The 22,940-nt window shown below is 64.4% G+C and carries 22 protein-coding genes and 1 pseudogene; 15 read left to right on the plus strand and 8 right to left on the minus strand.

The window, feature by feature from the left end:
- Positions 1-521 precede the first annotated feature (521 nt).
- The 3 genes from MF134_RS13375 (at position 522) to MF134_RS13385 (ending at position 4,445) form a co-directional block, all read left to right on the plus strand.
- Positions 522-1,010 carry a (2Fe-2S)-binding protein gene (locus tag MF134_RS13375; RefSeq protein ID WP_255339974.1) on the plus strand — a complete coding sequence of 163 codons (489 nt, stop codon included), beginning with the start codon at positions 522-524 and terminating at the stop codon, positions 1,008-1,010.
- Positions 1,011-1,161: 151 nt separating this feature from the next.
- A complete protein-coding gene (locus MF134_RS13380) occupies positions 1,162-3,507 on the plus strand; it encodes a xanthine dehydrogenase family protein molybdopterin-binding subunit (protein WP_255339975.1) in 2,346 nt (781 codons plus the stop codon).
- A 131-nt stretch (positions 3,508-3,638) separates the two neighbouring features.
- Positions 3,639-4,445 (plus strand): FAD binding domain-containing protein, encoded by an 807-nt coding sequence (locus tag MF134_RS13385; RefSeq protein WP_255339976.1) that lies wholly within the window; start codon positions 3,639-3,641, stop codon positions 4,443-4,445.
- Positions 4,446-4,556: 111 nt separating this feature from the next.
- On the opposite strand, the gene MF134_RS13390 is transcribed toward MF134_RS13385, so the two are convergent.
- Positions 4,557-5,003: a BA14K family protein gene (locus MF134_RS13390; protein WP_255339977.1), complete on the minus strand. Its 447-nt coding sequence runs from the start codon at positions 5,001-5,003 to the stop codon at positions 4,557-4,559.
- 264 nt (positions 5,004-5,267) lie between these two features.
- Here MF134_RS13390 and MF134_RS13395 point away from each other — a divergent pair, with 264 nt between their 5' ends.
- Positions 5,268-6,515 carry a putative DNA modification/repair radical SAM protein gene (locus MF134_RS13395; RefSeq protein WP_255339978.1) on the plus strand — a complete coding sequence of 416 codons (1,248 nt, stop codon included), beginning with the start codon at positions 5,268-5,270 and terminating at the stop codon, positions 6,513-6,515.
- A gap of 5 nt (positions 6,516-6,520) precedes the next feature.
- Here MF134_RS13395 and MF134_RS24200 read toward each other — a convergent pair whose 3' ends face one another.
- Positions 6,521-6,934 (minus strand): HigA family addiction module antitoxin, encoded by a 414-nt coding sequence (locus tag MF134_RS24200; protein WP_457589995.1) that lies wholly within the window; start codon positions 6,932-6,934, stop codon positions 6,521-6,523.
- A gap of 13 nt (positions 6,935-6,947) precedes the next feature.
- Entirely contained in the window at positions 6,948-7,235 is a 288-nt protein-coding gene (locus MF134_RS13405; protein WP_255339979.1) for a type II toxin-antitoxin system RelE/ParE family toxin, read from the minus strand.
- Between the two features lie 63 nt (positions 7,236-7,298).
- On the opposite strand from MF134_RS13405, the gene MF134_RS13410 reads away from it, so the two are divergent.
- The gene (locus MF134_RS13410; RefSeq protein WP_255339980.1) at positions 7,299-7,787 is read left to right on the plus strand and encodes a nucleoside deaminase; all 489 of its coding nucleotides are present in this window, start codon (positions 7,299-7,301) and stop codon (positions 7,785-7,787) included.
- Positions 7,788-7,910: 123 nt separating this feature from the next.
- Here the strand turns inward: MF134_RS13410 and MF134_RS13415 are convergent.
- Positions 7,911-8,039 (minus strand): annotated as a pseudogene (locus MF134_RS13415) (type II toxin-antitoxin system prevent-host-death family antitoxin); the annotation flags it as partial.
- Between the two features lie 107 nt (positions 8,040-8,146).
- On the opposite strand from MF134_RS13415, the gene MF134_RS13420 reads away from it, so the two are divergent.
- The 4 genes from MF134_RS13420 (at position 8,147) to hisG (ending at position 13,232) form a co-directional block, all read left to right on the plus strand.
- On the plus strand, positions 8,147-9,637 hold the full coding sequence (locus MF134_RS13420; RefSeq protein ID WP_255339981.1) for a UdgX family uracil-DNA binding protein: 1,491 nt from the start codon (positions 8,147-8,149) through the stop codon (positions 9,635-9,637).
- Positions 9,638-9,777: 140 nt separating this feature from the next.
- Positions 9,778-11,379: a histidine--tRNA ligase gene (gene hisS / locus MF134_RS13425; protein ID WP_255339982.1), complete on the plus strand. Its 1,602-nt coding sequence runs from the start codon at positions 9,778-9,780 to the stop codon at positions 11,377-11,379.
- Between the two features lie 6 nt (positions 11,380-11,385).
- Positions 11,386-12,543, plus strand: coding sequence for an ATP phosphoribosyltransferase regulatory subunit (locus MF134_RS13430; RefSeq protein ID WP_255339983.1), 1,158 nt, complete (start codon positions 11,386-11,388; stop codon positions 12,541-12,543).
- Complete coding sequence (gene hisG / locus MF134_RS13435; RefSeq protein ID WP_255339984.1) at positions 12,540-13,232, plus strand: ATP phosphoribosyltransferase; 693 nt, start codon at positions 12,540-12,542, stop codon at positions 13,230-13,232. Before MF134_RS13430 ends, hisG begins: the two co-directional genes overlap by 4 nt.
- A gap of 419 nt (positions 13,233-13,651) precedes the next feature.
- On the opposite strand, the gene MF134_RS13440 is transcribed toward hisG, so the two are convergent.
- Positions 13,652-14,872 (minus strand): argininosuccinate synthase, encoded by a 1,221-nt coding sequence (locus MF134_RS13440; protein ID WP_255339985.1) that lies wholly within the window; start codon positions 14,870-14,872, stop codon positions 13,652-13,654.
- A 160-nt stretch (positions 14,873-15,032) separates the two neighbouring features.
- Here MF134_RS13440 and MF134_RS13445 point away from each other — a divergent pair, with 160 nt between their 5' ends.
- Positions 15,033-15,680, plus strand: coding sequence for a LysE family translocator (locus MF134_RS13445; RefSeq protein WP_255339986.1), 648 nt, complete (start codon positions 15,033-15,035; stop codon positions 15,678-15,680).
- A 33-nt stretch (positions 15,681-15,713) separates the two neighbouring features.
- Here the strand turns inward: MF134_RS13445 and MF134_RS13450 are convergent, their stop codons facing one another.
- On the minus strand, positions 15,714-16,748 hold the full coding sequence (locus MF134_RS13450; protein ID WP_255339987.1) for a COG3904 family protein: 1,035 nt from the start codon (positions 16,746-16,748) through the stop codon (positions 15,714-15,716).
- A gap of 192 nt (positions 16,749-16,940) precedes the next feature.
- Here MF134_RS13450 and MF134_RS13455 point away from each other — a divergent pair, with 192 nt between their 5' ends.
- Positions 16,941-17,627 carry an OmpW/AlkL family protein gene (locus MF134_RS13455; RefSeq protein WP_255339988.1) on the plus strand — a complete coding sequence of 229 codons (687 nt, stop codon included), beginning with the start codon at positions 16,941-16,943 and terminating at the stop codon, positions 17,625-17,627.
- A 187-nt stretch (positions 17,628-17,814) separates the two neighbouring features.
- On the opposite strand, the gene MF134_RS13460 is transcribed toward MF134_RS13455, so the two are convergent.
- Positions 17,815-18,474 (minus strand): glutathione S-transferase family protein, encoded by a 660-nt coding sequence (locus tag MF134_RS13460; protein ID WP_255339989.1) that lies wholly within the window; start codon positions 18,472-18,474, stop codon positions 17,815-17,817.
- A gap of 78 nt (positions 18,475-18,552) precedes the next feature.
- Positions 18,553-19,041, minus strand: coding sequence for a tRNA (cytidine(34)-2'-O)-methyltransferase (locus MF134_RS13465; protein ID WP_255339990.1), 489 nt, complete (start codon positions 19,039-19,041; stop codon positions 18,553-18,555).
- A 562-nt stretch (positions 19,042-19,603) separates the two neighbouring features.
- Here MF134_RS13465 and MF134_RS13470 point away from each other — a divergent pair.
- The 4 genes from MF134_RS13470 to MF134_RS13485 all read left to right on the plus strand — a co-directional run bounded on the left by MF134_RS13470 (position 19,604) and on the right by MF134_RS13485 (position 22,937).
- Positions 19,604-20,440: a DUF6030 family protein gene (locus MF134_RS13470; protein ID WP_255340146.1), complete on the plus strand. Its 837-nt coding sequence runs from the start codon at positions 19,604-19,606 to the stop codon at positions 20,438-20,440.
- 249 nt (positions 20,441-20,689) lie between these two features.
- Positions 20,690-21,385, plus strand: coding sequence for a CDP-alcohol phosphatidyltransferase family protein (locus MF134_RS13475; protein ID WP_255339991.1), 696 nt, complete (start codon positions 20,690-20,692; stop codon positions 21,383-21,385).
- Positions 21,382-21,993 (plus strand): lysophospholipid acyltransferase family protein, encoded by a 612-nt coding sequence (locus MF134_RS13480; protein WP_255339992.1) that lies wholly within the window; start codon positions 21,382-21,384, stop codon positions 21,991-21,993. Before MF134_RS13475 ends, MF134_RS13480 begins: the two co-directional genes overlap by 4 nt.
- Entirely contained in the window at positions 21,990-22,937 is a 948-nt protein-coding gene (locus tag MF134_RS13485) for a phosphatidate cytidylyltransferase (RefSeq protein ID WP_255339993.1), read from the plus strand. The genes MF134_RS13480 and MF134_RS13485 overlap by 4 nt, the downstream gene beginning before the upstream one ends.
- Positions 22,938-22,940: the final 3 nt, after the last annotated feature.

The raw sequence follows: 22,940 nt of genomic DNA on the forward strand, positions 1-22,940 counted from the left end.
TGCCGAAGGGCCGGCCGGTCGTCATGACGGCCGCGGGCGTCGCTTTCTCGCGCATCGCCTCCCCCCTCAGGTCGGAGCCTAAGGATGCCGGCAAATGGTGAAATAACAACTGCATCCGGGGCACAATCAGCCTGCCGACGGCCTGGGGGTGCGTGATTGCGCATCGACTGTGCCGGCGGGATCACAGGCAAGACCCATTGTCGGGACTTTCTGTCGCAGCCAGCCGGAACGTCATAGCGGGCGCCGAAGCCGGAGAGCTTCGTTCGAGGAGGGGGCAACCGGTCCGCTCACCACAGCCGCGCCATCTGCGCAAGCCGGGAAAGTCGCAAGCGGTCAATCGCCGTCTCAGTTTTGAGACTCGGATATGGAATCGTTCTCAAAAGCGCTTGAAGCCCGGGCCATGAAGGGGCAATGTCCCGGTCGGCGCCTCCCGACGGTCGGAAATCGCGGGGGCAAGGCTGGGCAGCGTTCAGGGACGAGAGCGCCCGCCCGGCTCGCAAAGATTGTTTTGGGAGGAGTGCATGACCGACATCACGATGACGGTGAATGGCCGCGAGGTCTCAGGCTCGGTCGAGGATCGGACGCTGCTGGTCCAGTATCTGCGCGAGAATCTGGGCCTCACCGGCACGCATGTGGGATGCGACACGTCGCAATGCGGTGCCTGCGTCGTTCACGTGGACGGCAAGGCCGTGAAAGCCTGCACCATGCTGGCGGCGCAAGCGTCCGGGTCGAGCGTGACCACGATCGAGGGGCTGGCGCAGGGCGCCGATCTGCACCCCGTTCAGGCGGCATTTCGCGAGCATCACGGGTTGCAGTGCGGTTTCTGCACGCCGGGCATGATCATGACGGCGGTCGACATCATCGCGCGGCATGGCTCCTCGCTCGACGAGCACACGGTCCGCGAGGAACTCGACGGCAACATCTGCCGCTGCACCGGCTACCACAACATCGTCAAGGCGATACTCTCGGCAGCGGGCGCTTCGCAGCCGCAGACCATGGCGGCCGAATAAACCCGCTTGGAACACACCTGCCCGGCGGACTAGGCCGGGCCGGAAATCGGCACTGAACGGACAGTAAGACATCGAATCGATCGTGGGAGGCGCGTTCGCCGGATCATCCGGGTGAGCGCGGACCGGTCGAGATCCTCGGGAGGTTTTGAGAATGGGTGTTGAAGGTATCGGCGCAAAGGTTTTGCGCAAGGAGGACCGCCGGTTCATCACCGGACGCGGTCGCTATGTCGACGACATGAGCGTGCCGGGCATGAAATACGGAGCGTTCGTGCGCTCGCCGCATGCCCATGCGAAGATCACCGGGGTCGACGTGAGCGCGGCGAAGGACATGCCGGGCGTGATCGCCGTTCTCGACGGCAAGCAGCTGCAGGGCGACGGCATCGGCAATCTGATCTGCGGCTGGGCGGTCAATTCCAAGGACGGCACGCCGATGAAGATGGGCGCCTATCCGGCGCTCGCTTCCGAGACCGTGCGCTATGTCGGCCAGCCGGTGGCGATCGTCGTCGCAGAGACCCAGGCCAAGGCCCGCGAAGCCGCCGAAGCGGTGATGGTCGATTACGAGGAACTGCCGGTCGTCACCAAGGCGGTCGACGCCTTGAAGGAAGGCGCGCCGCAGCTTCACCCCGAGGCTCCGGGCAATCTGATCTTCGACTGGGAGCTCGGCGACAAGACGGCGACGGACGAGGCCTTCTCCAAGGCCGCCCATGTCACCAAGCTGCACATCCACAACAACCGGCTCATTCCGAACCCGATGGAGCCACGCGCGGCGCTCGGCCATTATGATCCGGCCGAAGACCACTACACCTGCTGGACCACCTCGCAGAATCCGCATGTGGCCCGGCTCGTGATGAGCGCCTTCTACAATGTCGCGCCCGAGCACAAGCTGCGCGTCATCGCACCGGACGTCGGCGGCGGCTTCGGCTCGAAGATCTACATCTACCCGGAAGAGATCGTCTGCCTCTGGGCTTCCAAACGCGCTGGCGTACCGGTGAAATGGACGTCGGACCGCACCGAGGCGTTCCTCACGGACGCCCACGGCCGCGATCACGAGACGGAAGTCGAACTGGCGCTCGACGCCGACAACAAGATCCTCGGACTGAAGGTCGACACGATCGCCAATATCGGCGCCTACATGTCGCTCTTCTCGTCGTCCGTGCCGACTTATCTCTACGCGACGCTTCTGTCGGGCCAGTACGACATCCCGGCAATCCATGCGAATGTGCGGGCGGTCTACACCAACACCGCCCCGGTCGATGCCTATCGCGGCGCCGGACGTCCGGAGGCGACCTATGTCGTCGAGCGGACGATGGAGACGGCAGCCCGGGAACTGGGGATTTCACCGGCCGAATTCCGTCGCAAGAACTTCATCCGCTCCTTCCCGCACCAGACACCGGTGATCATGAACTACGACGCTGGCGACTTCGAGGCTTGCCTCAACGCCGGCATGGAAGCCGCCGACGTTGCCGGCTTCGAGGGAAGGCGGCAGGAGGCGCAGTCGCGCGGCAAGCTGCGCGGTCTCGGCATGAGCTGCTACATCGAGGCCTGCGGCATCGCGCCGTCCAAGGCCGTCGGCTCGCTGGGTGCGGGCGTCGGTCTGTGGGAATCGGCCGAGGTCCGGGTTAATCCCGTCGGCACGATCGAGATCCTCACCGGCTCGCACAGCCACGGCCAGGGCCATGAGACGACCTTCGCCCAGCTGGTGGCGGAGCGCTTCGGCCTGCCGGTGGACAACGTCCAGATCGTCCATGGCGATACCGACAAGGTGCAGTTCGGCATGGGCACCTACGGTTCGCGCTCCGGTGCCGTCGGCATGTCGGCGATCCACAAGGCGCTCGACAAGGTCGAAGCCAAGGCCAAGAAGATCGCCGCGCACGTGCTCGAGGCCGACGAGGGCGACATCGTCATCGAGAATGGCGAGGTGAAGGTCGCGGGCACCGACAAGAAGCTCGGCTGGCATGAGGTCTGCCTCGGCGCCTACACCGCCCACAATCTGCCGGACGGCATGGAGCCGGGCCTGAAGGAAGGGGCATTCTACGACCCGACCAACTTCACCTTCCCGGCTGGCTGCTACATCTGCGAGGTGGAGGTCGATCCCGACACGGGCGTCACCGAGATCATCCAGTTCGTCGCGGCGGACGATTTCGGGCGGGTGATCAATCCGATGATCGTCGAAGGCCAGGTCCATGGCGGCCTCGCCCAGGGCATCGGCCAGGCGATCCTGGAAGGCACCCATTACGACGAGACCGGCCAGCTCACCACGGCGTCCTACATGGACTACGCCATGCCGCGTGCCTGGGATCTGCCGATGTTCAAGGTGTCGACCACCGAGACCATCTGTCCCGGCAATCCGCTCGGCATGAAGGGCTGCGGCGAGGCTGGGGCCATCGGCTCGCCGCCGGCGGTGATCAACGCGATCACCGACGCGATCGGCAACAACGACCTCACCATGCCGGCGACCCCGGAAAAGGTCTGGAAGGCGCTGAACGCCGTTCAATAAGGCCGAAAGGCCTGGAGCCCGGCCACGGAACAAACAGGTCCTGAGGCCGGGCCGACAAAACGAACCATGGACGTTGAGACGCGCCGCGCGGCTTTCGACAGAAAAGCCCGGCGAACCGAGAGGTTAGAACCATGTACGAGACCACCTACCACCGCCCGACATCTCTCGACGAGGCCGCTCGTCTCGCTTCGGAGATGGGCGACGAGGCGAAATATCTGTCGGGCGGCATGACGCTGATCCCGACCATGAAGCAGCGGCTGGCGGCACCGTCCGCCCTGATCGACCTGCGCCATGTCGGCGATCTCAAGGGCATTTCCGTCAACGGCTCGTCGATCCGCATCGGCGGCGGCACCACCCATGCCGAGATTGCCGCGTCGAGCGAGATCCAGAGCGCGTGCCCGGGTTTCGCGGGCCTCGCGCAGCTGATCGGCGATCCGGCCGTGCGCCACATGGGAACGATCGGCGGTTCGGTCGCCAATTTCGACCCGGCAGCAGATTATCCGGCCGCGCTACTGGCGCTCGGCGCGACCGTGCACACGAACAAGCGCGAGATGTCGGCTGACGACTTCTTCGTCGGCATGTTCGAGACGGCGCTCGAAGAGGGCGAGATCGTCACCGCCGTCTCCTTCGAGGCGCCGGAAGCGTCAGCCTATGAGAAGTTCCGCAATCCGGCCTCGCGCTACGCCATGTGCGGCGTCTATGTCGCCAAGCGCGCCGACGGCGTGAAGGTCGGCGTCACCGGCGCCGGAGCCGACGGGGCATTTCGCTGGAGCGACGCGGAGCAGGCGCTCTCGTCCAACTTCGCGCCGGACGCCGTCGGCGGGCTGTCGGTTTCCGAGGGCGACATGGTGGGCGATATTCACGGCTCGTCGGCCTATCGCGCGAACCTCGTGAAGGTCGTGACCAAGCGCGCGGTGAAGAAGGCGCTCGGCCAATAGCACAGGAGACTGGCGCGGATCGCCGGTCGACACCACCAGAGACGCGACAGCCCCGGCGTGATCCTTTCGCCGGGGCTGTTTTTTCGTCGAATTGGCCCGATGTGATGCCGGTCAGTATCGGCAGTAATGCCGGTAGCCGTCATAGCCGAGGAAGGTGTCCGTTCGAGCATCGTAGGACCGATATTTGGCCTCGCATCGCGCGACATGCCGGGCGTGGGACGAGCTGCCCGGGGCCACGCGATAGACGCGGCGGGGCGCGACGGGTCGGTAGTAGACATTCGGCTGGTCGTAGTAGCGCGGTGCGGAAAGAGCGCCGCCCACGATCGCGCCAAGGGCAAAGCCCGCGATCCCGGCCCCGAGCGCTGCGCCGGAGTTGCGATGGCCGCCACGATAATAGCGGGGCCAATGCCCGCGGTAATGTCGTGGCCCGCCGTGACCGACGTAATGACCGCCATGCCCTCGCCAGTGCGGATCGGCTTGCGCGGTGACGGTGCCAAGACTGACGGAGCCGGTGGCGATCACCGCCACGGCAACGATCGATGTAAAGAACTTGCGCATTGTCTGTGTCTCCTGAATGCGCGTCCGGGAGCCGGAACGGCGCTGCCGCGTCCCCCGCGGCAATAACGCCGAACACGGCGGCCAAGTTCGGGCACGCTCAGAAAAAACTTTTATGATCAGCTTGTTAGAGGTGCTCTTCCGCAAGCCGTGGCGCATGCCGAGGATTCCGGTCGCTCTCGCGCCTGCTTTGGCGCGACAAACGGTAGCGGCCGCCGTGCCGCTCGGGATCTGGAAAGAACGTTTCAGGAACGTTATCACTGATGCATGCCCCGACTCGATCTTCGCCAGAAGCTGGCCATCCTTTCGGATGCCGCGAAATACGACGCCTCCTGTGCCTCGAGCGGGGCGGCGGGTCGCAATTCCGTGCAGTCGAAGGGCATCGGCTCCACCGAAGGCTCCGGCATCTGCCATGCCTATGCGCCGGACGGGCGCTGCATCTCGCTCCTGAAGATCCTGCTCACCAATTTCTGCATTTACGACTGCGCCTATTGCATCAATCGCTCGTCCTCGAATGTCGAGCGGGCGCGGTTTTCGGTGGACGAGGTCGTGGCGCTGACCATGAACTTCTATCGGCGCAACTACATCGAGGGGCTGTTTCTCTCCTCCGGCATCATCCGGAACTCCGACTACACGATGGAGGAGATGGTCCGGATCGCGAAGAAGCTGAGGCTCGAGGAGAATTTCTCCGGCTATATCCATCTGAAGACGATCCCGGACGCATCGCCGGCGCTGATCGAGGAGGCAGGCCTTTTTGCCGATCGCCTGTCGGTGAACATCGAAATGCCCACCGATGTGACCCTCGCCTCGCTCGCGCCCGAGAAGGACCCGCGCGACATTCGGCGCTCCATGGGGCATCTGCGCGCCAAGATCGAGGAGCATCGGGGCGAGAAGCGCGACCGCACCAAGCCGAAGCGTTTCTCAGCCGGCGGCCAGTCGACCCAGATGATCGTCGGCGCCGACCCGTCGAGCGACGATGACGTGCTGACCCGCTCGGAAAACCTCTATGGCAATTACCGCCTCAGCCGCGTCTATTATTCGGCCTTCTCGCCGATCCCGGACTCATCCAGCCGCCTTCCGGCGATGAAGCCACCCTTGATGCGCGAGCACCGGCTCTATCAGGCCGACTGGCTGATGCGCTTCTACGGATTTTCGCGCCCGGAGATCGTCTCGGGCGGGGAGGGCGGCATGCTCGACCTCTCGATCGATCCGAAGCTCGCCTGGGCGCTGAAGAACCGCGAGCATTTCCCCGTCGACGTCAATCGCGCCGACCGCGAAATGCTCCTGCGCGTTCCAGGGCTCGGAACACGGGCGGTGAAGCGCATCCTCTCGACGCGACGGCACCGCACGCTCCGCCTCGACGATGTCGCGCGGCTCTGCCAGTCCATCGACAAGGTGCGCCCCTTCATCTTGGCGCTCGACTGGTCGCCGGGCGGCCTGACGGACGGCGCAGGGTTGCGCGAGAGCTTCACGCCGAAGGCAAAGCGGGAGACGCGGCAGCTGGAGCTTTTTTGAGACCTTCAGGCGGCTTGATCAGCCCCGACAATCGGATCGATTTTAGCGATTTCATCACCGATTTTTTGCGCGGCGATTTCGAGATCGTAGCCGTTTTGGAAATTCAACCAGAACGCTGGTGTCGTGTTGAAGGCTTTCGCAAGGCGCAGCGCCGTACGTGTTGAAGGCTTTCGCAAGGCGCAGCGCCGTACGTGTTGAAGGCTTTCGCAAGGCGCAGCGCCGTACGTGTTGAAGGCTTTCGCAAGGCGCAGCGCCGTATCAGGGGAGATGCCGACTTCTTCGAGGACGAGGCGCTCGATCCGGGTTCTCGGCACACCCAGCCGCTTGGCGAGATTTCCCGCTGTCATGGAGAGGGGCGCCAGATATTCTTCCCGCAGATATTCGCCGGGATGGATGGGCCGGGCAAATCGAATGGGCATCTTGGCGAATTCCTTATCCGTGGTGGTAGTCAAGGATCTCGACGTCTTCCGGGACTGCGTCGGTCCAGCGAAAGCAGACTCTCCACTGGTCGTTGATCCGGATCGAATGCTGGCCTTTGCGGTCCCCTTTGAGGGCTTCGAGATGATTGCCGGGCGGTGATCTGAGATCATCGAGCCGGGTTGCGAAATCGGGTGCGCGAAGCTTGCGTTCGGCACGTCTCACCAATTCGGCCGGAAACCCTTTCGGCGCCTTGCCGGCGGCGATCACTTCGACGAACTTGCCTTTCGTCGAGATTATCATGCAATCGATCCAGTTTGTATCAGGTGATGATACAGGATCTCTCTCAGATCAGGAAGCGCCCCGATGACGGATGGAACTGCCCACGAAACCGACCGCGAGCACCTTCTGCGCTGCGTCGAACTCGCCCGCGAGGCCGTGGATCTGGGCAATCGGCCCTTCGGCTCGGTGCTGGTCGCGGGCGACGGCACGGTTCTGAAGGAAGACCACAACCGCACCGGCTCTGGAGACCCGACCGCCCATCCGGAGATCGCGCTCGCCCGCTGGGCTGCACTGAACCTGTCGAAGGAGGAGCGGGCGAAGGCGACGATCTACACCTCCGGCGAACACTGCCCGATGTGCGCGACGGCGCAAGGCTGGTGCGGTGTTGGTCGCGCGGTCTATGCGACGTCCACGCCGCAACTGATCGAATGGCTCGCCGAGTTTGGCGCCCCTTCGCTGCCCTACATGCCGGTAACGCTCCGCGAGATGCTGCCGGATGTGGAGGTCGTCGGGCCGTTCGAAGAGTTTGCTGACGAGATCAAGGCATTGCACAAGCGGGTGCATCGCAAGTAACGAAGCCTGCAAAAAATCAATAGGTGCCCGGCGTAGCGACTACTTCTCCTGCGGATCGGGCGCAGCGACCTCGTCCCAAAACTCACCGGTAAGAATCGCCGGCACCGTTCCACGGCCGTGTAGCAATCGCTGATAGTCCAGATACGTCATGAGGACGTGGGTCGGCTTCCCTCTGGTGGTGACGATCACCGGCCCCTCCTCTGCAGCCCGCATTGCGGCAGAAGGTCGCCGATTGAATGCGTCTGCGTTCATCTTATGTTCGGTTCCAGTCAACGCGCGACCTGACATCATTTCGGACAGTCTGATGATACCGATTTCGATCTAGGGCTGCAATTTGTTTGCACTTGGAACGCCTCGCCATGTTCAACGCCCGGCTCGCATTCCCCGCCGATTTCGAGGGCTGGCGGGCGGCTGCGCGGACGGCGCTGGCCTTGGGGGTGTCGCCTGAGGATATGAGCTTTACTGTCGGGGACGAGGCGCCGGGACTCTTCGCCGAGCCCTTGCCGGCGCCACCGGAGAATGCGCCGCAGCCGACCGTGCCGCGCGCGTTTCCGGAGTTGGCGCGAAAGCTCGTCTGCCATGCCGACGCCGATCGCTTCGTCTTCGCTTATCAGCTGTTGTGGCGGCTCCAGACGGAGAAGACGCTCCTCGACATCGCCTCCGATCCGGACATGATCCGCGCCGCCGAAATGGAGAAGGCCGTTCGCCGCGACAGTCACAAGATGAAGGCCTTCGTGCGGTTTCGCGAGATCGAGGACAACGAGATCGGACGGCATTCCATCGCCTGGTTCGAGCCCTTTCATCACACCGTCGAACTGACCGCGCCCTTCTTCGCGCGGCGCTTTGCGGGCATGGTCTGGACGATCCTGACACCGGAGCGCACCGCCCACTGGAACGGCGAGGAACTGTCGTTTCTCCCCGGCGCAACCCGCGACATGGCGCCGGCGGACGACGACATGGAGGCGCTCTGGCTCACCTATTACGCCTCGATCTTCAATCCGGCGCGGTTGAAGGTGAAGGCGATGACCGCAGAGATGCCGAAGAAATACTGGGCGAACATGCCCGAGACGGCGCTGATCAAGCCGCTTGTCGCCGGCGCGGAAGCAGCCTCGCGCCGCATGATCGAAACCGCGCCGAGCCTGCCGAGTTTCCGCTCCGAGAGACTGAAGGAGCGAAACGCCATGACCCTCCCGCGGATGGAAAAGACACCGGAGATCAGCCCGGGCCTCGGCTACAACAAGGCGCCGGATACGATCGAGGAAGCGCGGGAACAGGCGGCGCACTGCCAAGCCTGCGCGCTCTGGGAGCCGGCAACGCAGACCGTGTTCGGCAAGGGGCCGGAGGACGCGCCGGTGATCTTCGTCGGCGAGCAGCCGGGCGATCAGGAGGATATTGCCGGCGAGCCCTTCGTCGGCCCGGCCGGCAAGGTCTTCGACCAGGCACTGGCGGCGGCCGGCGTCGACCGGCGCCAAGCCTATGTCACCAATGCGGTGAAGCATTTCAAGTTCGAGCCGCGCGGCAAGCGCCGCATCCACGCCAAGCCGAACATGAGCGAGATCAAGGTCTGCCGCTGGTGGCTCGACCAGGAGCGGCGGCTGATCAAGCCGAAGCTGATCGTGGCGCTCGGAGCGACGGCGGCGAATGCGGTGCTCGGCAAGACCGTGACGATCAAGGCGACACGCTCGAAGCTGATCGATCTCGATCCCGAGACGAAACTGCTGGTGACCGTCCATCCCTCCTACATCCTCCGCTTGCCGGATCAGGCGGCGAAAGAGCGGGAGACGAAGGCCTTCGAGGCGGACATGGCGCTGGCGCTGGAAACGGTGCCGGAATTGGCGCTGGCGGGGTGAGCTTCGCACGGGAGATCCGCCCTGCCTTGAGCCTGACGGATCGATCGGCTAAGCCGCATCACGATAGATTGTGAATGACAGGAACCGGCGTGGGGGCAAACTCCGCGCCGGCGTTCCTTTTAAGACTCTGGTGAAATGCAATGGCTGGGAAAAAGCCGAAACGGGTGACGGCGCGGGTGCCGCGCGGCTTCGTCGATCGGGACGCGGAGACGCTCTACGCCCAGGAGGCGATGCTTGCCACCATCCGCCGGGTCTACGAGACCTACGGCTTCGAGCCGGTGGAAACGCCGGTGTTCGAATACACCGATGCGCTCGGCAAGTTTCTGCCCGACTCGGACCGGCCGAACGAAGGCGTCTTCTCCATTGAAGACGACGACGAACAGTGGATGAGCCTGCGCTACGATCTGACGGCGCCACTCGCGCGCTATGTGGCAGAGAATTTCGAGAGCCTGCCCAAGCCCTATCGCAGCTACCGTGCGGGCTATGTGTTCCGCAACGAGAAGCCGGGGCCGGGGCGCTTCCGCCAGTTCATGCAGTTCGACGCCGACATCGTCGGCGCGCCGAACGTCTCGGCCGACGCCGAAATGGCGATGATGATGGCCGACACGATGGAGGCGCTGGGCATCCAGCGGGGGCAGTACGTCATCCGGGTGAACAACCGGAAGGTGCTCGACGGGGTGCTGGAAGCAATTGACCTTGGTGGTGAGGAGAATGCGGGGCGCCGGCTGACGGTGCTGCGGGCGATCGACAAGCTCGACAAGGTTGGGGCTGAGGGTGTTTGGAGCCTGCTTGGGAAGGGCCGCCTGGATGAAAGCGGTGATTTCACAAAAGGCGCCGAACTCACGGATGCGCAAATTGAACGCATATCTCCTTTCTTTGGGCGCGCGGGATACGTCCCGCTGGAGCAGTCGAGTAGCGCAGTTCGTCCCTTGGTGGGGCGGCGAATAGACGACAGTGATACTCTCTGGGTGGAGGATTCTCGCGGTTCGATAGAAGTCGCTCGTTCCGTTGTGGGCAGTAGCGAACTCGGCGTGGCCGGCGTGGATGAACTCGACAACATCTATCGTTTCATCGAGGCTGCCGGTTACGGGCCTGATCGCATCGCGATAAATACGTCCGTCGTCCGCGGCCTTGAATACTACACCGGCCCGGTCTTCGAAGCCGAGCTCCTCTTCGACGTGACCAACGAGAAGGGCGAGGTCGTGCGCTTCGGCTCGGTGGGCGGCGGCGGGCGCTATGACGGGCTGGTCTCGCGCTTCATGTCGCAACCGGTGCCGGCGACGGGCTTTTCCATCGGCGTCTCGCGGCTGATGACGGCGCTGAAGAATCTCGGGCGGCTGAAGACCGAAAAGCGCTCCGGCCCGGTGGTCGTCACCGTGATGGATCGCGACCGCATGGCCGATTATCAGGCGATGGCGACGAAGCTGCGTGATGCGCTGAACGCCGATCCCTTGCTGCCGCCGGTGCCCGTCGAGGTGTTTCAGGGCAATCCGAAGCAGTTCGGCAAGCAGCTGCAATATGCCGATCGCCGCGACGCGCCTGTGGTCGTCATCCAGGGCGGTGACGAAAAGGCCGCCGGCAAGGTGCAGGTGAAGGACCTGAAGCTCGGCAAGGAGATGTCGGCGACGATCACCGACAATGCCGAGTGGCGCGAGGCGCGCGCCGGCCAGGAGACGGTCGACGAGAGCGACCTGGTCGACGCGGTGAAGCGCATTCTCGCGCGTCAGTCCCGCGAGGGCTGAGGAGCGATGTTTTCCGCCACCACCGTTACCAGCACGGAACAGAGGATCGGGCAGGCCCTCGACGAATTGTTCGAAAAGCGCGGCGCCGAGGCGGCCGACACGCGGATCGTGCTTTCGGCCGAACCCTATCTCGACACCGCCGGCGAAGCGCTGCGTCGGCGCATCTTTCTGACCCGCGGCGAGGGCGGCGAGAATCTCTGCCTGCGGCCCGACTTCACGATACCGGTCTGTATGCGCCATGTTGCGCAAGGCGCCGATCTGCCGAAACGCTATTCCTATCGCGGCCTCGTCTTTCGCCAGCGGGCCGATGGCCCTGGGGAATTCGTGCAGGCCGGAATCGAGGATCTCGGCGAAGACAACCGCGCAACGGCCGACGCGCGCGCTCTGGCGGATTCCCTGGCCGGCCTTGAAGCCTGCGGCGTTGATCTCGACCGGCTGGACGTCATTCTCGGCGATCAGGGCCTGTTCGAAGCGGTCCTGCGGGCGCTCGGCCTGCCGGAGGGTTGGCAGCGCCGGCTGATCCGCACATTCGGCGACGAACGCGCGCTCGAAAAGGCACTGGACGCCCTGTCGAAGGGCGCAGAGGACATTCTGTCGGACCTCGATCCGCAGCTGATCGAACTTGCCCGCGACCGGGAAGAGGGCGCGCTGACGCGGCTCATACGGATGCGTATGGAAGATGCCGGCCTGCCGCCGCATTCCGGTCGTTCGCCGGGTGAGGTGGCGAGCCGGCTGATCGAGAAGGTTGCGGTCGCCGAGGCGCGGCTCGGCGCGGACGCGCTCTCGACGCTCGAGGCGTTCCTGGCGATCGACTGCTCACTGGCCGAGGCCGGCGAAAGGCTAGGCGAAGTGGCGGGGCCGGCGGGTCTCGATCTCGGCCGTGCGATGACGGTGTTCGAGACGCGCAATCTCGCGCTCCAGGCCGCCAGTGTGGATTTGAACCGGGTGCGCTACCGCGCCGCCTTCGGCCGACCGATCGACTATTATACCGGTCTCGTCTTCGAAGCGCGGTTGAAGGGCGCCTCGGACACGCTCGCGGGCGGGGGACGCTACGACCGGCTGCTGACGATGCTCGGGGCCGACCGGCCGATCCCGGCGGTCGGCTTCTCGCTGTGGCTCGACCGGATCGGCCATTGCCTCGACAAGGGAGAGGGCGCGCAATGAGCCTCACTCTGGCGATCCCCTCCAAGGGCCGGCTCATGGAAAAGGCGCTGGCGACGCTCGACAGCGCCGGCATCGTGGTCAAGGCCGGAGAGACACGCTCCTATCGCACCAGTGTCGAAGGGTTCGAGGGGCTGGAGGTCCTGCTGCTCTCGGCTTCCGAGATCGCTCGCGAATTGCGGGACGGCGCCATCGATTTCGGTGTGACAGGCGAAGATCTGATCCGCGAGACGATCGCCGATCCCGAGCACACGGTGGAATTCGTCTCCCGCCTCGGCTTCGGCCAAGCCAATGTGGTGGTCGCCGTGCCCGATTCCTGGGTCGACGTGTCGAACATGGAGGATCTGGGCGACGTCGCCGGGGCGTTTCGCGCGCGGCACGGCCGGCGCCTCCGGATCGCCACCAAATACTGGCGCCTGACCCAGAGCTTTTTCACCCGTCAGCACGGCATCCAGAGCTATCGCATCGTCGAGAGCCTGGGCGCCACCGAGGGCGCGCCGGCGGCGGGGTCGGCCGACATCATCGTCGACATCACCTCGACCGGCTCGACGCTCGCGGCCAATCACCTCAAGGTGCTGGGGGACGGGGTGATTCTGAAATCCGAAGCTTGTTTGATCCGCGCCAATGCGGTTGGCCGTGATCCGGGCGCCCGGTCGATGGGCGACGAGCTGGCGAAGCGGTTCGGCGTCTGACGATGCAGAATGGTGGGGCCGGAAGGGCCTCGCCACTGGCATGGTGATGATGGGGCGCGCATCGCGCCCCCCTGATGTCGGCCTGCAGGATTGGTTTTCTTTGCGCCGATCATGCGCGGCACCGAGCGCCCTCGTGCTTCGACAGGCTCAGCATGAGGGCTACTGCGGAGGGGCGATCCGCTTCACGGGGCATGATCGCCCTGTTCCTGCCCCAGCAGCATCACGCTATCGGCGCGGCGTTCCATTGCGTCCTAATGGCGGGCCTGTGCCCTCATGGCGAGCCCGCAAACCCGGCACCCTCATGGTGAGCCTGTCGAACCATGGGGGCTCCAGATTGCTTCCCACAGGAAGTCGAGAGGACTGAGCGGGAGGCGATCAACTCGCCCCGCGCCGTCATGCCGTTCCGGCGAACGGCCGCCTCAGGTCCGATTGCGCTTCGCCAGCGTCCTCAGCCGCAGGGCATTCAGGCGGATGAAGCCGGCAGCGTCCTTCTGATCATAAGCGCCGTGGTCGTCCTCGAAGGTGACCAGCGCGTCGGAATAAAGCGATTTCGGGCTCTCGCGGCCCTCGACGATGACGTTGCCCTTGTAGAGCTTCAGCCGCACCGTGCCTTCCACATGCTCCTGGCTCCTGTCGATCGCCGCCTGCAGCATTTCGCGCTCGGGCGAAAACCAGAAGCCATTGTAGATCAGCTCGGCATATTGCGGCATGAGCTGGTCTTTCAGGTGCATCGCGCCGCGGTCGAGGGTGATCGATTCGATCGCCCGGTGCGCGGCGAGCAGGATCGTGCCGCCCGGCGTCTCGTAGACGCCGCGCGACTTCATGCCGACGAAGCGGTTCTCGACGAGGTCGAGCCGGCCGATGCCGTTGTCGCGGCCGAGGTCGTTGAGGGCGGCGAGAAGCTCGTGCGGCTTCATCGCCTTGCCGTCGATCGAGACCGGATCGCCCTTTTTGAAGCCGATGGTGACCACGGTCGGCGTGTCGGGCGCCTCTTCCGGGCTGACAGTGCGCATGAAGACGTAGGGCGGCGGCGTCTCGGCCGGATCCTCCAGCACCTTGCCCTCGGAGGAGGAGTGCAGGAGGTTGGCGTCGACCGAAAAGGGCGCTTCGCCGCGCTTGTCCTTGGTGACGAGGATCTGGTTCTTCTCGGCAAAGTCGAGGAGATCGGTGCGCGACTTGAACTCCCAGTCCCGCCAGGGCGCGATGACCTTGATATCGGGATCGAGCGCATAGGCGCAGAGCTCGAAGCGCACCTGGTCATTGCCCTTGCCGGTCGCACCATGGGCGATCGCGTCGGCGCCGGTCTCGTGGGCGATCTCCACGAGGCGCTTGGAAATCAGCGGCCGGGCGATGGAGGTGCCGAGCAGATAGGTGCCCTCATAGACGGCGTTCGCGCGGAACATCGGGAAGACGAAGTCGCGGCAGAACTCCTCGCGCACGTCCTCGATATAGATCTCGCGGATGCCGGCGCGCTCGGCCTTTTCCCGGGCCGGTGTCAGCTCCTCGCCCTGGCCGAGATCGGCGGTGAAGGTGACGACCTCGGCGCCGAGTTCGGTCTGCAGCCATTTGAGGATGATCGAGGTGTCGAGGCCGCCCGAATAGGCGAGGACGACCTTCTTGACGTCGCGTGTGTTGGCCATGGCTCGTTGTTTCCGCTCGGAATTGGTGCTGACGGGCGTCTACACAAAAGCCGTGGCGAAGGGAACTGGTCGCAGCGATTCGGACGAATTCCGGGAGCGCTCTGGCGTCCCGCCTGCAGAAGGCGTATCGCATGCAGCTTCTGAACCAGCGGGACGGATCATGCCCTTCATCCCCGACCTCTCGACCATCCTCGCCTTCTCGGTCGCCTGCTTCGTGCTGACGATCACGCCGGGGCCGGACATGACGCTGTTTCTCGGCCGGACGCTGGCCGGCGGTCGGGCATCGGGGATCGCTGCCTATCTCGGCGCGGCGACGGGCTCGCTGATCCATACGACGCTTGCCGCCGTCGGCCTGTCGGCCCTGATCGCGGCTTCGCCGGAAGCGTTCTTGGTGCTCAAGATCGTCGGGGCCGGCTATCTGATCTTTCTCGCCGTCCAGGCGGTCCGATCCGGTTCGACCTTCCGGGTGGATGAGAAGGGCCAGGAGAAGGCGGCACCCTCGCTCAAGGCAAGCTGGTTGACGGGGGTCGGGATCAATCTGTCCAACCCGAAAATCATCCTGTTCTTCGTGACTTTCCTGCCGCAATTCGTGCAAGCGGGCGATCCGCATGCCGGCGGCAAGCTGTTCTTTCTCGGGATCTATTTCATCGTCTTTGCGACGCCCTTCTGCGTGGCGATGATCGTCGCCGCCGACAAGCTGGCCGCCGCCCTGAAGCGGCGACCGAAGGTCACGCGCGCGATCGACTGGCTGTTCGCCAGCGTGTTTTCCGCCTTCGCGGTCAAGATCCTGATGACACAGGGCCGCTGAAGGCTCATCGCGCCCGCCGAGGTCGACGACCGATCACCAAAGCGGCTGTTCCGGCTCGTGCGCGAAGAGCGGATCGTCCTGGCGAAGCGTCGCCTTCCGGTCGATCCCGTTGACGACGATCGTGGTCACCCCGCTCGGGTCGGTCATGGCATAGCAGGCATCGCCCAGAAAACCGCCGCCATGGGAAAGCGCCACGCGGATGGGCGGGTTGTCGGGGTCCGCATAGAGCGGCTGGCCGACCATGAGGTCGATCGCATCGCCTGGGTCAAGCCCGGCGAGAAGACCGCGCAACGCCGCGGTGTCGCTGTCCGCCGGATATTTGTCGTCGATCATCTGCCGTGCGGTGATGGTCAGGCCCGGGGGTGGTTCCGAATACGCCCCGACCAGCGGACCGGCATCGGCGAAGGCGCCGATCATCGCCTGGACGGCGTTGCGGCAGGCGATCCGCGGCCAGTCGACCGGCAGGGGCAGCGGCTCGCCCATGAGCGATATGCCGAGCCCCGAAATCTCCGTCGGCGTGTCGATCATCTCCATCTCGGCCGGGGCGGTGGTCAGGAGTTCCGACAACAGGCCGCCGTCGACTTCGCGCATGCGGGTGGCGTAATCGAGGAGGAGGGCGTTGACCAGGCGCGTCAGGTCGAGAACCTCGTTGACGAGTTCGACCTGATCGTCTCGTGACGAAAAGAACCCGTGATAGCCGAGCCTCGCGCCCGGCTCGATCTCGCGCCGCACCTGATGGGCGTAGCTGCCGAAGGACTTTCCGCCGAGAAAGGCGATGGCACAGGCGCTGAGGCAGTTCCGGCCGCTTTCAACCAGTGTGCCGGCATAGGCTGCATGGATGGCTTCGCCGAGGCGCATTCCCTCCATGAGATCGCCGCCGGGCGAGTCGAAGGAAACCGTCCAGAGCGGTCCGTCGATCAGCGGCGCGACCGTCGCCGCGAATTTGTCGGCGTCGCCTTTGGTGATCGGCCCCGTGGCGAGCACCGTCTCACTCGAGACCTGAAACTCCATCGCATGTGCAGCCGTCGAAAGAGCGCATAAGGCAAGACTGAACAGGAGGCGTTTCATCGGCAGATCCCGGGCGCGAGATGACCTTGAGGAAGATCATCGTGGGTCCGACTGCGAGCCGCTGTCAACGGATGTTGCGGAAAGGCAACATCGGCGAAATGCGGCAAAACTTTGATCTGGATCAAACGGACGCTATGCCTGGCTGACTAATTTTGGCGATGTCGATTCACATACAGACATCAGAGATCAGCCATGACATCGCAGAAAATTCTCAGCGTCGCCGCGCTTCTGGCGGGCGTCGCCCTCCCGGCTTTCGCCGTGCCGACGGTCGCCAATGCCGCCGATCTCGACATCACGGGCGTTTCGGCGCCGGTGGAATACCAGAGCCCCTGGCAGATCCGCGTTCGCGGCCTTGGCGTCATCACCGAGGACAAGGGCTATGTGAACGGGGTGGTCGATTCCGATCTGTCCTACTCCGACACGGTCATTCCCGAACTCGATATCAGCTACTACTTCACCGACAACATCGCCGCCGAACTCATTCTCGGCACCACCTATGCCAATGTGACCGGTGATGGCTCGCTGACGGCCATGGAGCGGGTCGGCAAGACCTGGCTGCTGCCGCCGACGCTGACCCTGCAGTATCACTTCACCAATTTCGGCAAGTTCAAGCCCTATGTCGGCGCCGGCGGAACCTATGCCATCTTCTACAATCAGGATGCCGACGGGGTCGACGATCTCGACATCGACAACACCTTCGGAGCGGCCCTGCAGGTCGGTTTCGACTACATGATCGACGAGAACTGGGGCTGGAACGTCGACGTGAAGAAGATCTTCCTCGAGCCAGACTTCGAGGTCAAGGTCGGCGGCGCCACCCTGTCCGGCAAGGCCAAGCTCAACCCCTGGATCATCGGTACCGGCGTCACCTACCGGTTCTGAGATCGACCGACCGGTCCGCCAAGCGTCTTGACACGAGCCAACCGCACCTTGGAGCGGGCGGTTCGGGTCTCGATCAGGCAAATGCGGGGACTTGCCGAGTCCCCGCCTATCCAATGGTGGCACGCTCGTGAATTTGTCCGAAGGTGCTTCGGCTCCCGTTGGCACAGGTGTCTTTCATTCTGCCATCTCAAGCATAGGCGTAGGGCCCCCCGCGCTTCAGCGCCTGGCGATAGGCCGTCCGGGCATGGATACGCTGGAGAAAATCGCGCAGGCTGGGGTGGTTCTCGTAGCCGAAGCGCTGCCCGGCTGCCTCGACCGGAAAGCTCATCATGATGTCGGCTGCCGTCATTTCGGGGCCGGCGAACCAGCCGCTGGAGCCGATCGCCCGTTCCCAATGGTCGAGATGAAGCGTGAGCTGCGGCCGCACCAGCATCTCGTCGACCTTCTCCATCGAGGTCTTGAGGATCGGCCTGGCGAAGAACGGCGCGCGATCCGGGATCATCTGCAGGACTAGCATCAGGAACAGGGGTGGCATGGCCGAGCCTTCCGCATAGTGCAGGAAATGCCGCACCGTCCAGTAATCCTCGCTGTCTTCGGGAGGCATCAGTCGGCCCTTGCCGTATTTCGCTAGGATGTATTCGACGATCGCGCCGGTTTCGGCGATTGTCAGCCCGTCGACGGTGATCACCGGCGACTTGCCGAGCGGATGCACCTTCTTCAGTTCCGGCGGGGCCTGCATGTCTTTGCCCCGCTCGTAGCGTTTCACCTCATAGGACACGCCCAGCTCTTCGAGCAGCCAGAGTACGCGCTGCGAGCGCGAATTGTTGAGATGGTGGACGGTGAGCACGGACGGAGCCTCCAGGACCGGGGAAGGAGGCTTTCACAGATGGAGCGCGGGGCCCCGCAAGAAAGACCGGATGTCGGCTCAAGGCGAACCGGACGGCGCGGCGCCTCGGGCGCTCTGCCAGCCCGATTGCCGCAACGCCTCGGCCGCGACGATGCCGGCCGTCACCGCGAGGTTCAGCGAGCGGCCGCCGGACACCATCGGCACCTTCAGTCGGGCATCCGCGAGGCTGTGGATTTCCGCCGGCACGCCGGCGCTCTCGCGCCCGAAGAGCAGGCAGTCTCCTGGCTGAAAGGCAAAGTCCGTGTAGATCGTCTCGGCCCTGGTCGTCAGAAGTACGAGCCGGCTTTGCGGTGGCCGCTCTTTGACGAAGCTCGCGAAATCCGCATGGCGGCGCAGCGCGGCCATGGCCAGATAGTCCATCCCGGCCCGCTTCAGGGCCCGATCGGAGGCGTCGAAGCCGGCCGGTTCGATCAGATCGACGGTCAGGCCGAAACAGGCGGCAAGCCTGAGGATGGTGCCGGTGTTGCCAGCGATGTCGGGCTGGTATAGCGCCAAGGATACAACCATGGTTAAACCGCGTCCTAGCTTCCTGCAGCAAAGTCAGCTGCCGATACCCAATTTTGACACATGCCGGACCATAATCTTGGCATTTACCTGAGGACTTAGGATCGCGGGAGCTGTTCCGCCGGTCATGGTCTGCCGAGGATCGGCACGAGACTTCTGAGTGCCGACATCTGAGCGCTATCGAGCCATCGCCTTGAGAGCAACGATTCGAGACTTCTGGAGGCGTTACAAGCCCGTTGGGCGGTTCCTGACGCGCGCGCGATCCGGAATGTTCTCGGTGCTGCGCGCCGTCGCGGGTTCGGCGCGGTCGACCGCTCTCGCACTTCTGGCACGGTCTGCGCGGCTGGCGGGTAAATTTGCTGCGCTCTGGAAGGCCAGCGTCGAAACGTTGCAAAAGCTGCCGCGCGCATGGCGCTCGCGACGGTCGCACTCTGGCTCGGGTGACGATCGGGCGCCCGTAACCAGGACCTCGTCACTCCAGCCTTCGCCAGGTGCGAAGGATCGACAGAACGAAGGTCGCTGGGGCCTTGATGCCGAGGTCGTGGGGGCCGTTGCACGCTTGAGCGTGGTCGCCGTGCTCGTCGCCGGCGGATTGATCGCGATCTTCCTCAATACGGATACGAGCGAGACGACTTCCTGGCGGATCGTGCGTGCCGAACGAACCGGGATCGAGGTCGGTGGGGCCTCCGAGAATGGAACGGCGGCGACAGATGCAAGCGCGGGGGGGCGTGATGGTCACGAGCACGGCGACTATCCCGACCTGCCCGTCGGGGCGAGGGTGCCGATCCCTTCGGCGCAATTGCTGTTGCCTGCCGCAAGCCGGGGGACGGGGGGATTCGTCCGTCTGCCTCTGACCGATCCAGCCGAATTGTGCGATGCGATCGACCCGGGCGCGGAAGGAATGGCCTGGCGTGAAAGCCCGCTCTTTGCCGGCCGCTGGGAATGCCAGGCGATGGCGACCGTGGATGGCGAGCCGATCCAGCCGGAGCAGGTGGATGCCGTCAGCGAGGACGATGGTACCGGCGAGCCGCCTGCCACGCCAGATCTTCCAAAGGAAACGCGAATCTTCGCCATGGCGCGAGGCGTCGAGGAGGAAGCGCTGAACCTCGTCCGGTTCAAGCTCGTGGCGGCAAACGAGAGGGCGGCCCGACAGGGCGGGGTGCGTCTCGCCGAACTCATGCAGAACCTCTTCCAGAAGCTCCGTTGGGAGATGCCGAGCGAGGTGAGCCGCAATTTGCTCGAGTTGGATGCCTTCGACATCAATCAATCGGGAACGCGGTTGCGCTTTTTTCGCGAATACGGCGACGGCTCGCTCTACAATCTGATCGTGACATTCCCCGATTCCCGGGAGTTTCAGGAAGCCGAGGCCTTTCATACGCTGTCGCCGGTCGGCAAAAGATAGGCGCTGCCACTGGAGGTATCGACGCATCCCGGTTCGCCAGCATCGATGTATTTCCAGAACAACAGCTTGTGTTCGCAAGGAGAATCAATCTTGTTGAGCGGATTTCATCCTGTGGTCGCAGAATTCACGATTCTCTGATGCTTGTTCCCTGGCGCGAATCGTCTACGAAAATTTCACGGGTGCTCGGTGCAATGACGAGCGCGACGCGTTAGGACCGGGCAGGGCGGGCAGGTTGGAGATCGGAAAAGAATGGATGCCAAGGTGGCTGGGGAACATGCTGAGACCATGATGCGCCGGCCGCTGAAATCGCGCAGCACGGGCTGGGCCTCCTGGCTGCTTCGGCTCTTGTTGAAGACGCGGCTATCGGCAAACCAGATATCCGCAGTCGGGATCCTGTTCGCGGCCTGCGGCGCTGCGGCCATGATCTGGGCTTCACAGTCGCCGATCCTGTGGTGGGTCGCGGCCGTCTTCGTTCAATTGCGGCTCGTCGCCAATCTGATGGATGGCCTCGTGGCCGTCGAGGGCGGGAGGGGTGGTCCGACCGGGGCGATCTGGAACGAGGCGCCCGATCGGCTGGAGGACAGTCTGCTTCTGGTGGCGGCCGGCTATGCAGTCGATGTCGCGTGGCTCGGCTGGCTCGCGGCGCTGATGGCCGCGTTCACCGCCTATGTCCGGCTGCTCGGCGCGACCTTCGATCTGGGGCAGGATTTTCGAGGACCGATGGCCAAGCCCCACCGCATGGCGGTGCTGACGGCGGGTGCAATCCTCGCCCCATTGGAGGCCTGGGTTTTCGGCAGCCTCTGGGCCCCGACGATCGCACTTGGGGTGGTCGTCGTGGGGGCTGCGCTGACGCTCCTGCGTCGGATCGGTCGCCAGGGCGTGCTGCTGTCTCGCCGCGGCGCGGATGACGAGGGTGTATTCGGGCGCGAGGGCGGTCTCGATTGAGCCAGGCGTTCAAATTGCTGCTGCTGGCGCTGACGCGGTTCATCGTTGGCGGCCACGGTCGCTGGCTGGGCTCACAGCCGTCCCTGGCCCAGCGCATCTATTTCGCCAATCACGGCAGCCATCTCGACACGATCGTTCTATGGGCGGCGCTGCCGGAAGGGCTTCGCCGGCGCACGAGCCCCGTCGCAGCTGCCGACTACTGGGGCGGGACGCCGCTTCGTCGGTTCGTCGCCCTCGATGTTCTGAACTGCGTGCTGATCGACAGACTGCGCGGCGAGGCCGATCCGCTGGCGCCGGTCCGCGAGGCCTTGGCCGAGGGCCGCTCCCTGATCCTGTTTCCCGAGGGGACGCGCGGCCATGAGGCGTTGCCGGGGCCGTTCAAGTCCGGCCTCTACAATCTCGCCACCAGCTTTCCCGATGTGGAACTTGTGCCCGTCTTCCTCGACAATCTCTCCCGCGCCTTTCCCAAAGGCGCTTACCTTCCCGCCCCGATCAGCTGCACGGCCCGCTTCGGCGCGCCGATCCGAATAGGCGCCGACGAAGAGCGAGCCGCCTTTCTGGAGCGCGCCCGTGACGCCGTGATCGACCTCGCCGGGCCGCCCCAATGACCGGAATCGATCCCCGTTTTCTTCTGCTGTTCAGCGGTGTCGTCGCGATCCTTCTCGCGGGCTCCGTGGCCGGTTTCTTTCTCTCGCGGCGCCTTGCCGGAACGGGAAGCGAAGCGACGGTCCGCAACCTGAACGACCGGGTGAAGGCCTGGTGGGTCATGGTCGCGATCTTTGCCGTCGCCTTCCTGGCGGGCGAGGCGATCACGCTGGTCCTGTTCGCCCTGACCTCCTTTTACTGCCTCAGGGAGTTCATCACCCTGACGCCGACGCGGCCGGCTGATCACCGGGCCGTGGCGACGGCGTTCTACATCTTCATCCCGCTGCAATACTGGCTGATCTGGATCGACTGGCTGAGCGTCTTCACCATCGCAATCCCGGTCTACGCTTTTCTCCTGCTGCCGGTTCTCGCGGTGCTCGCCGGCGAGACCGACCACTTCCTGCAGCGCACGGCCAAGATCCAGTGGGGCCTGATGCTGACCGTCTATTGCATCAGCCACGCCCCGGCATTGTTGATCCTGGAAATCCCCGGCCATGAAGGCGAGAACGCGCTCTGGCTGTTCTTTCTGATCACCGTCGTCCAGCTTTCGGACGTGATGCAGTATGTCTTCGGAAAGCTCTTCGGCCGGCGCAAGGTGGCGCCGAAGGTCTCGCCGGCCAAGACCTGGGAGGGATTGATCGGCGGCGGCGCTTCCGCGGCGCTGATCGGCGCCGGCCTCTACTGGATCACGCCCTTCTCGCCGCTTCAGGCTGCGGCGATGGCGCTCGTCATCGTCGCCGCGGGCTTCTGCGGCGGGCTCGTCCTATCCGCGATCAAACGCTCGCTCGGAGCCAAGGATTGGGGCACGATGATCGAGGGCCATGGCGGTGCACTGGATCGCATGGACTCCGTCACCTTCGCCGCGCCGCTGTTCTTCCACCTGACGAATTACTTCTTCGTCCCGTAACCC

Origin of the sequence: Jiella marina (assembly GCF_024359545.1) — a bacterium.
In the GTDB taxonomy this organism is placed as follows: domain Bacteria; phylum Pseudomonadota; class Alphaproteobacteria; order Rhizobiales; family Rhizobiaceae; genus Jiella.

Coding starts and splice junctions, on each gene's coding strand:
- MF134_RS13375 (WP_255339974.1), top strand. CDS start 522: ATGACCGACATCACGATGACGGTGAATGGCCGCGAGGTCTCAGGCTCG.
- MF134_RS13380 (WP_255339975.1), top strand. CDS start 1,162: ATGGGTGTTGAAGGTATCGGCGCAAAGGTTTTGCGCAAGGAGGACCGC.
- MF134_RS13385 (WP_255339976.1), top strand. CDS start 3,639: ATGTACGAGACCACCTACCACCGCCCGACATCTCTCGACGAGGCCGCT.
- MF134_RS13390 (WP_255339977.1), bottom strand. CDS start 5,003: ATGCGCAAGTTCTTTACATCGATCGTTGCCGTGGCGGTGATCGCCACC.
- MF134_RS13395 (WP_255339978.1), top strand. CDS start 5,268: ATGCCCCGACTCGATCTTCGCCAGAAGCTGGCCATCCTTTCGGATGCC.
- MF134_RS24200 (WP_457589995.1), bottom strand. CDS start 6,934: ATGCCCATTCGATTTGCCCGGCCCATCCATCCCGGCGAATATCTGCGG.
- MF134_RS13405 (WP_255339979.1), bottom strand. CDS start 7,235: ATGATAATCTCGACGAAAGGCAAGTTCGTCGAAGTGATCGCCGCCGGC.
- MF134_RS13410 (WP_255339980.1), top strand. CDS start 7,299: ATGACGGATGGAACTGCCCACGAAACCGACCGCGAGCACCTTCTGCGC.
- MF134_RS13420 (WP_255339981.1), top strand. CDS start 8,147: ATGTTCAACGCCCGGCTCGCATTCCCCGCCGATTTCGAGGGCTGGCGG.
- hisS (WP_255339982.1), top strand. CDS start 9,778: ATGGCTGGGAAAAAGCCGAAACGGGTGACGGCGCGGGTGCCGCGCGGC.
- MF134_RS13430 (WP_255339983.1), top strand. CDS start 11,386: ATGTTTTCCGCCACCACCGTTACCAGCACGGAACAGAGGATCGGGCAG.
- hisG (WP_255339984.1), top strand. CDS start 12,540: ATGAGCCTCACTCTGGCGATCCCCTCCAAGGGCCGGCTCATGGAAAAG.
- MF134_RS13440 (WP_255339985.1), bottom strand. CDS start 14,872: ATGGCCAACACACGCGACGTCAAGAAGGTCGTCCTCGCCTATTCGGGC.
- MF134_RS13445 (WP_255339986.1), top strand. CDS start 15,033: ATGCCCTTCATCCCCGACCTCTCGACCATCCTCGCCTTCTCGGTCGCC.
- MF134_RS13450 (WP_255339987.1), bottom strand. CDS start 16,748: ATGAAACGCCTCCTGTTCAGTCTTGCCTTATGCGCTCTTTCGACGGCT.
- MF134_RS13455 (WP_255339988.1), top strand. CDS start 16,941: ATGACATCGCAGAAAATTCTCAGCGTCGCCGCGCTTCTGGCGGGCGTC.
- MF134_RS13465 (WP_255339990.1), bottom strand. CDS start 19,041: ATGGTTGTATCCTTGGCGCTATACCAGCCCGACATCGCTGGCAACACC.
- MF134_RS13475 (WP_255339991.1), top strand. CDS start 20,690: ATGGATGCCAAGGTGGCTGGGGAACATGCTGAGACCATGATGCGCCGG.
- MF134_RS13485 (WP_255339993.1), top strand. CDS start 21,990: ATGACCGGAATCGATCCCCGTTTTCTTCTGCTGTTCAGCGGTGTCGTC.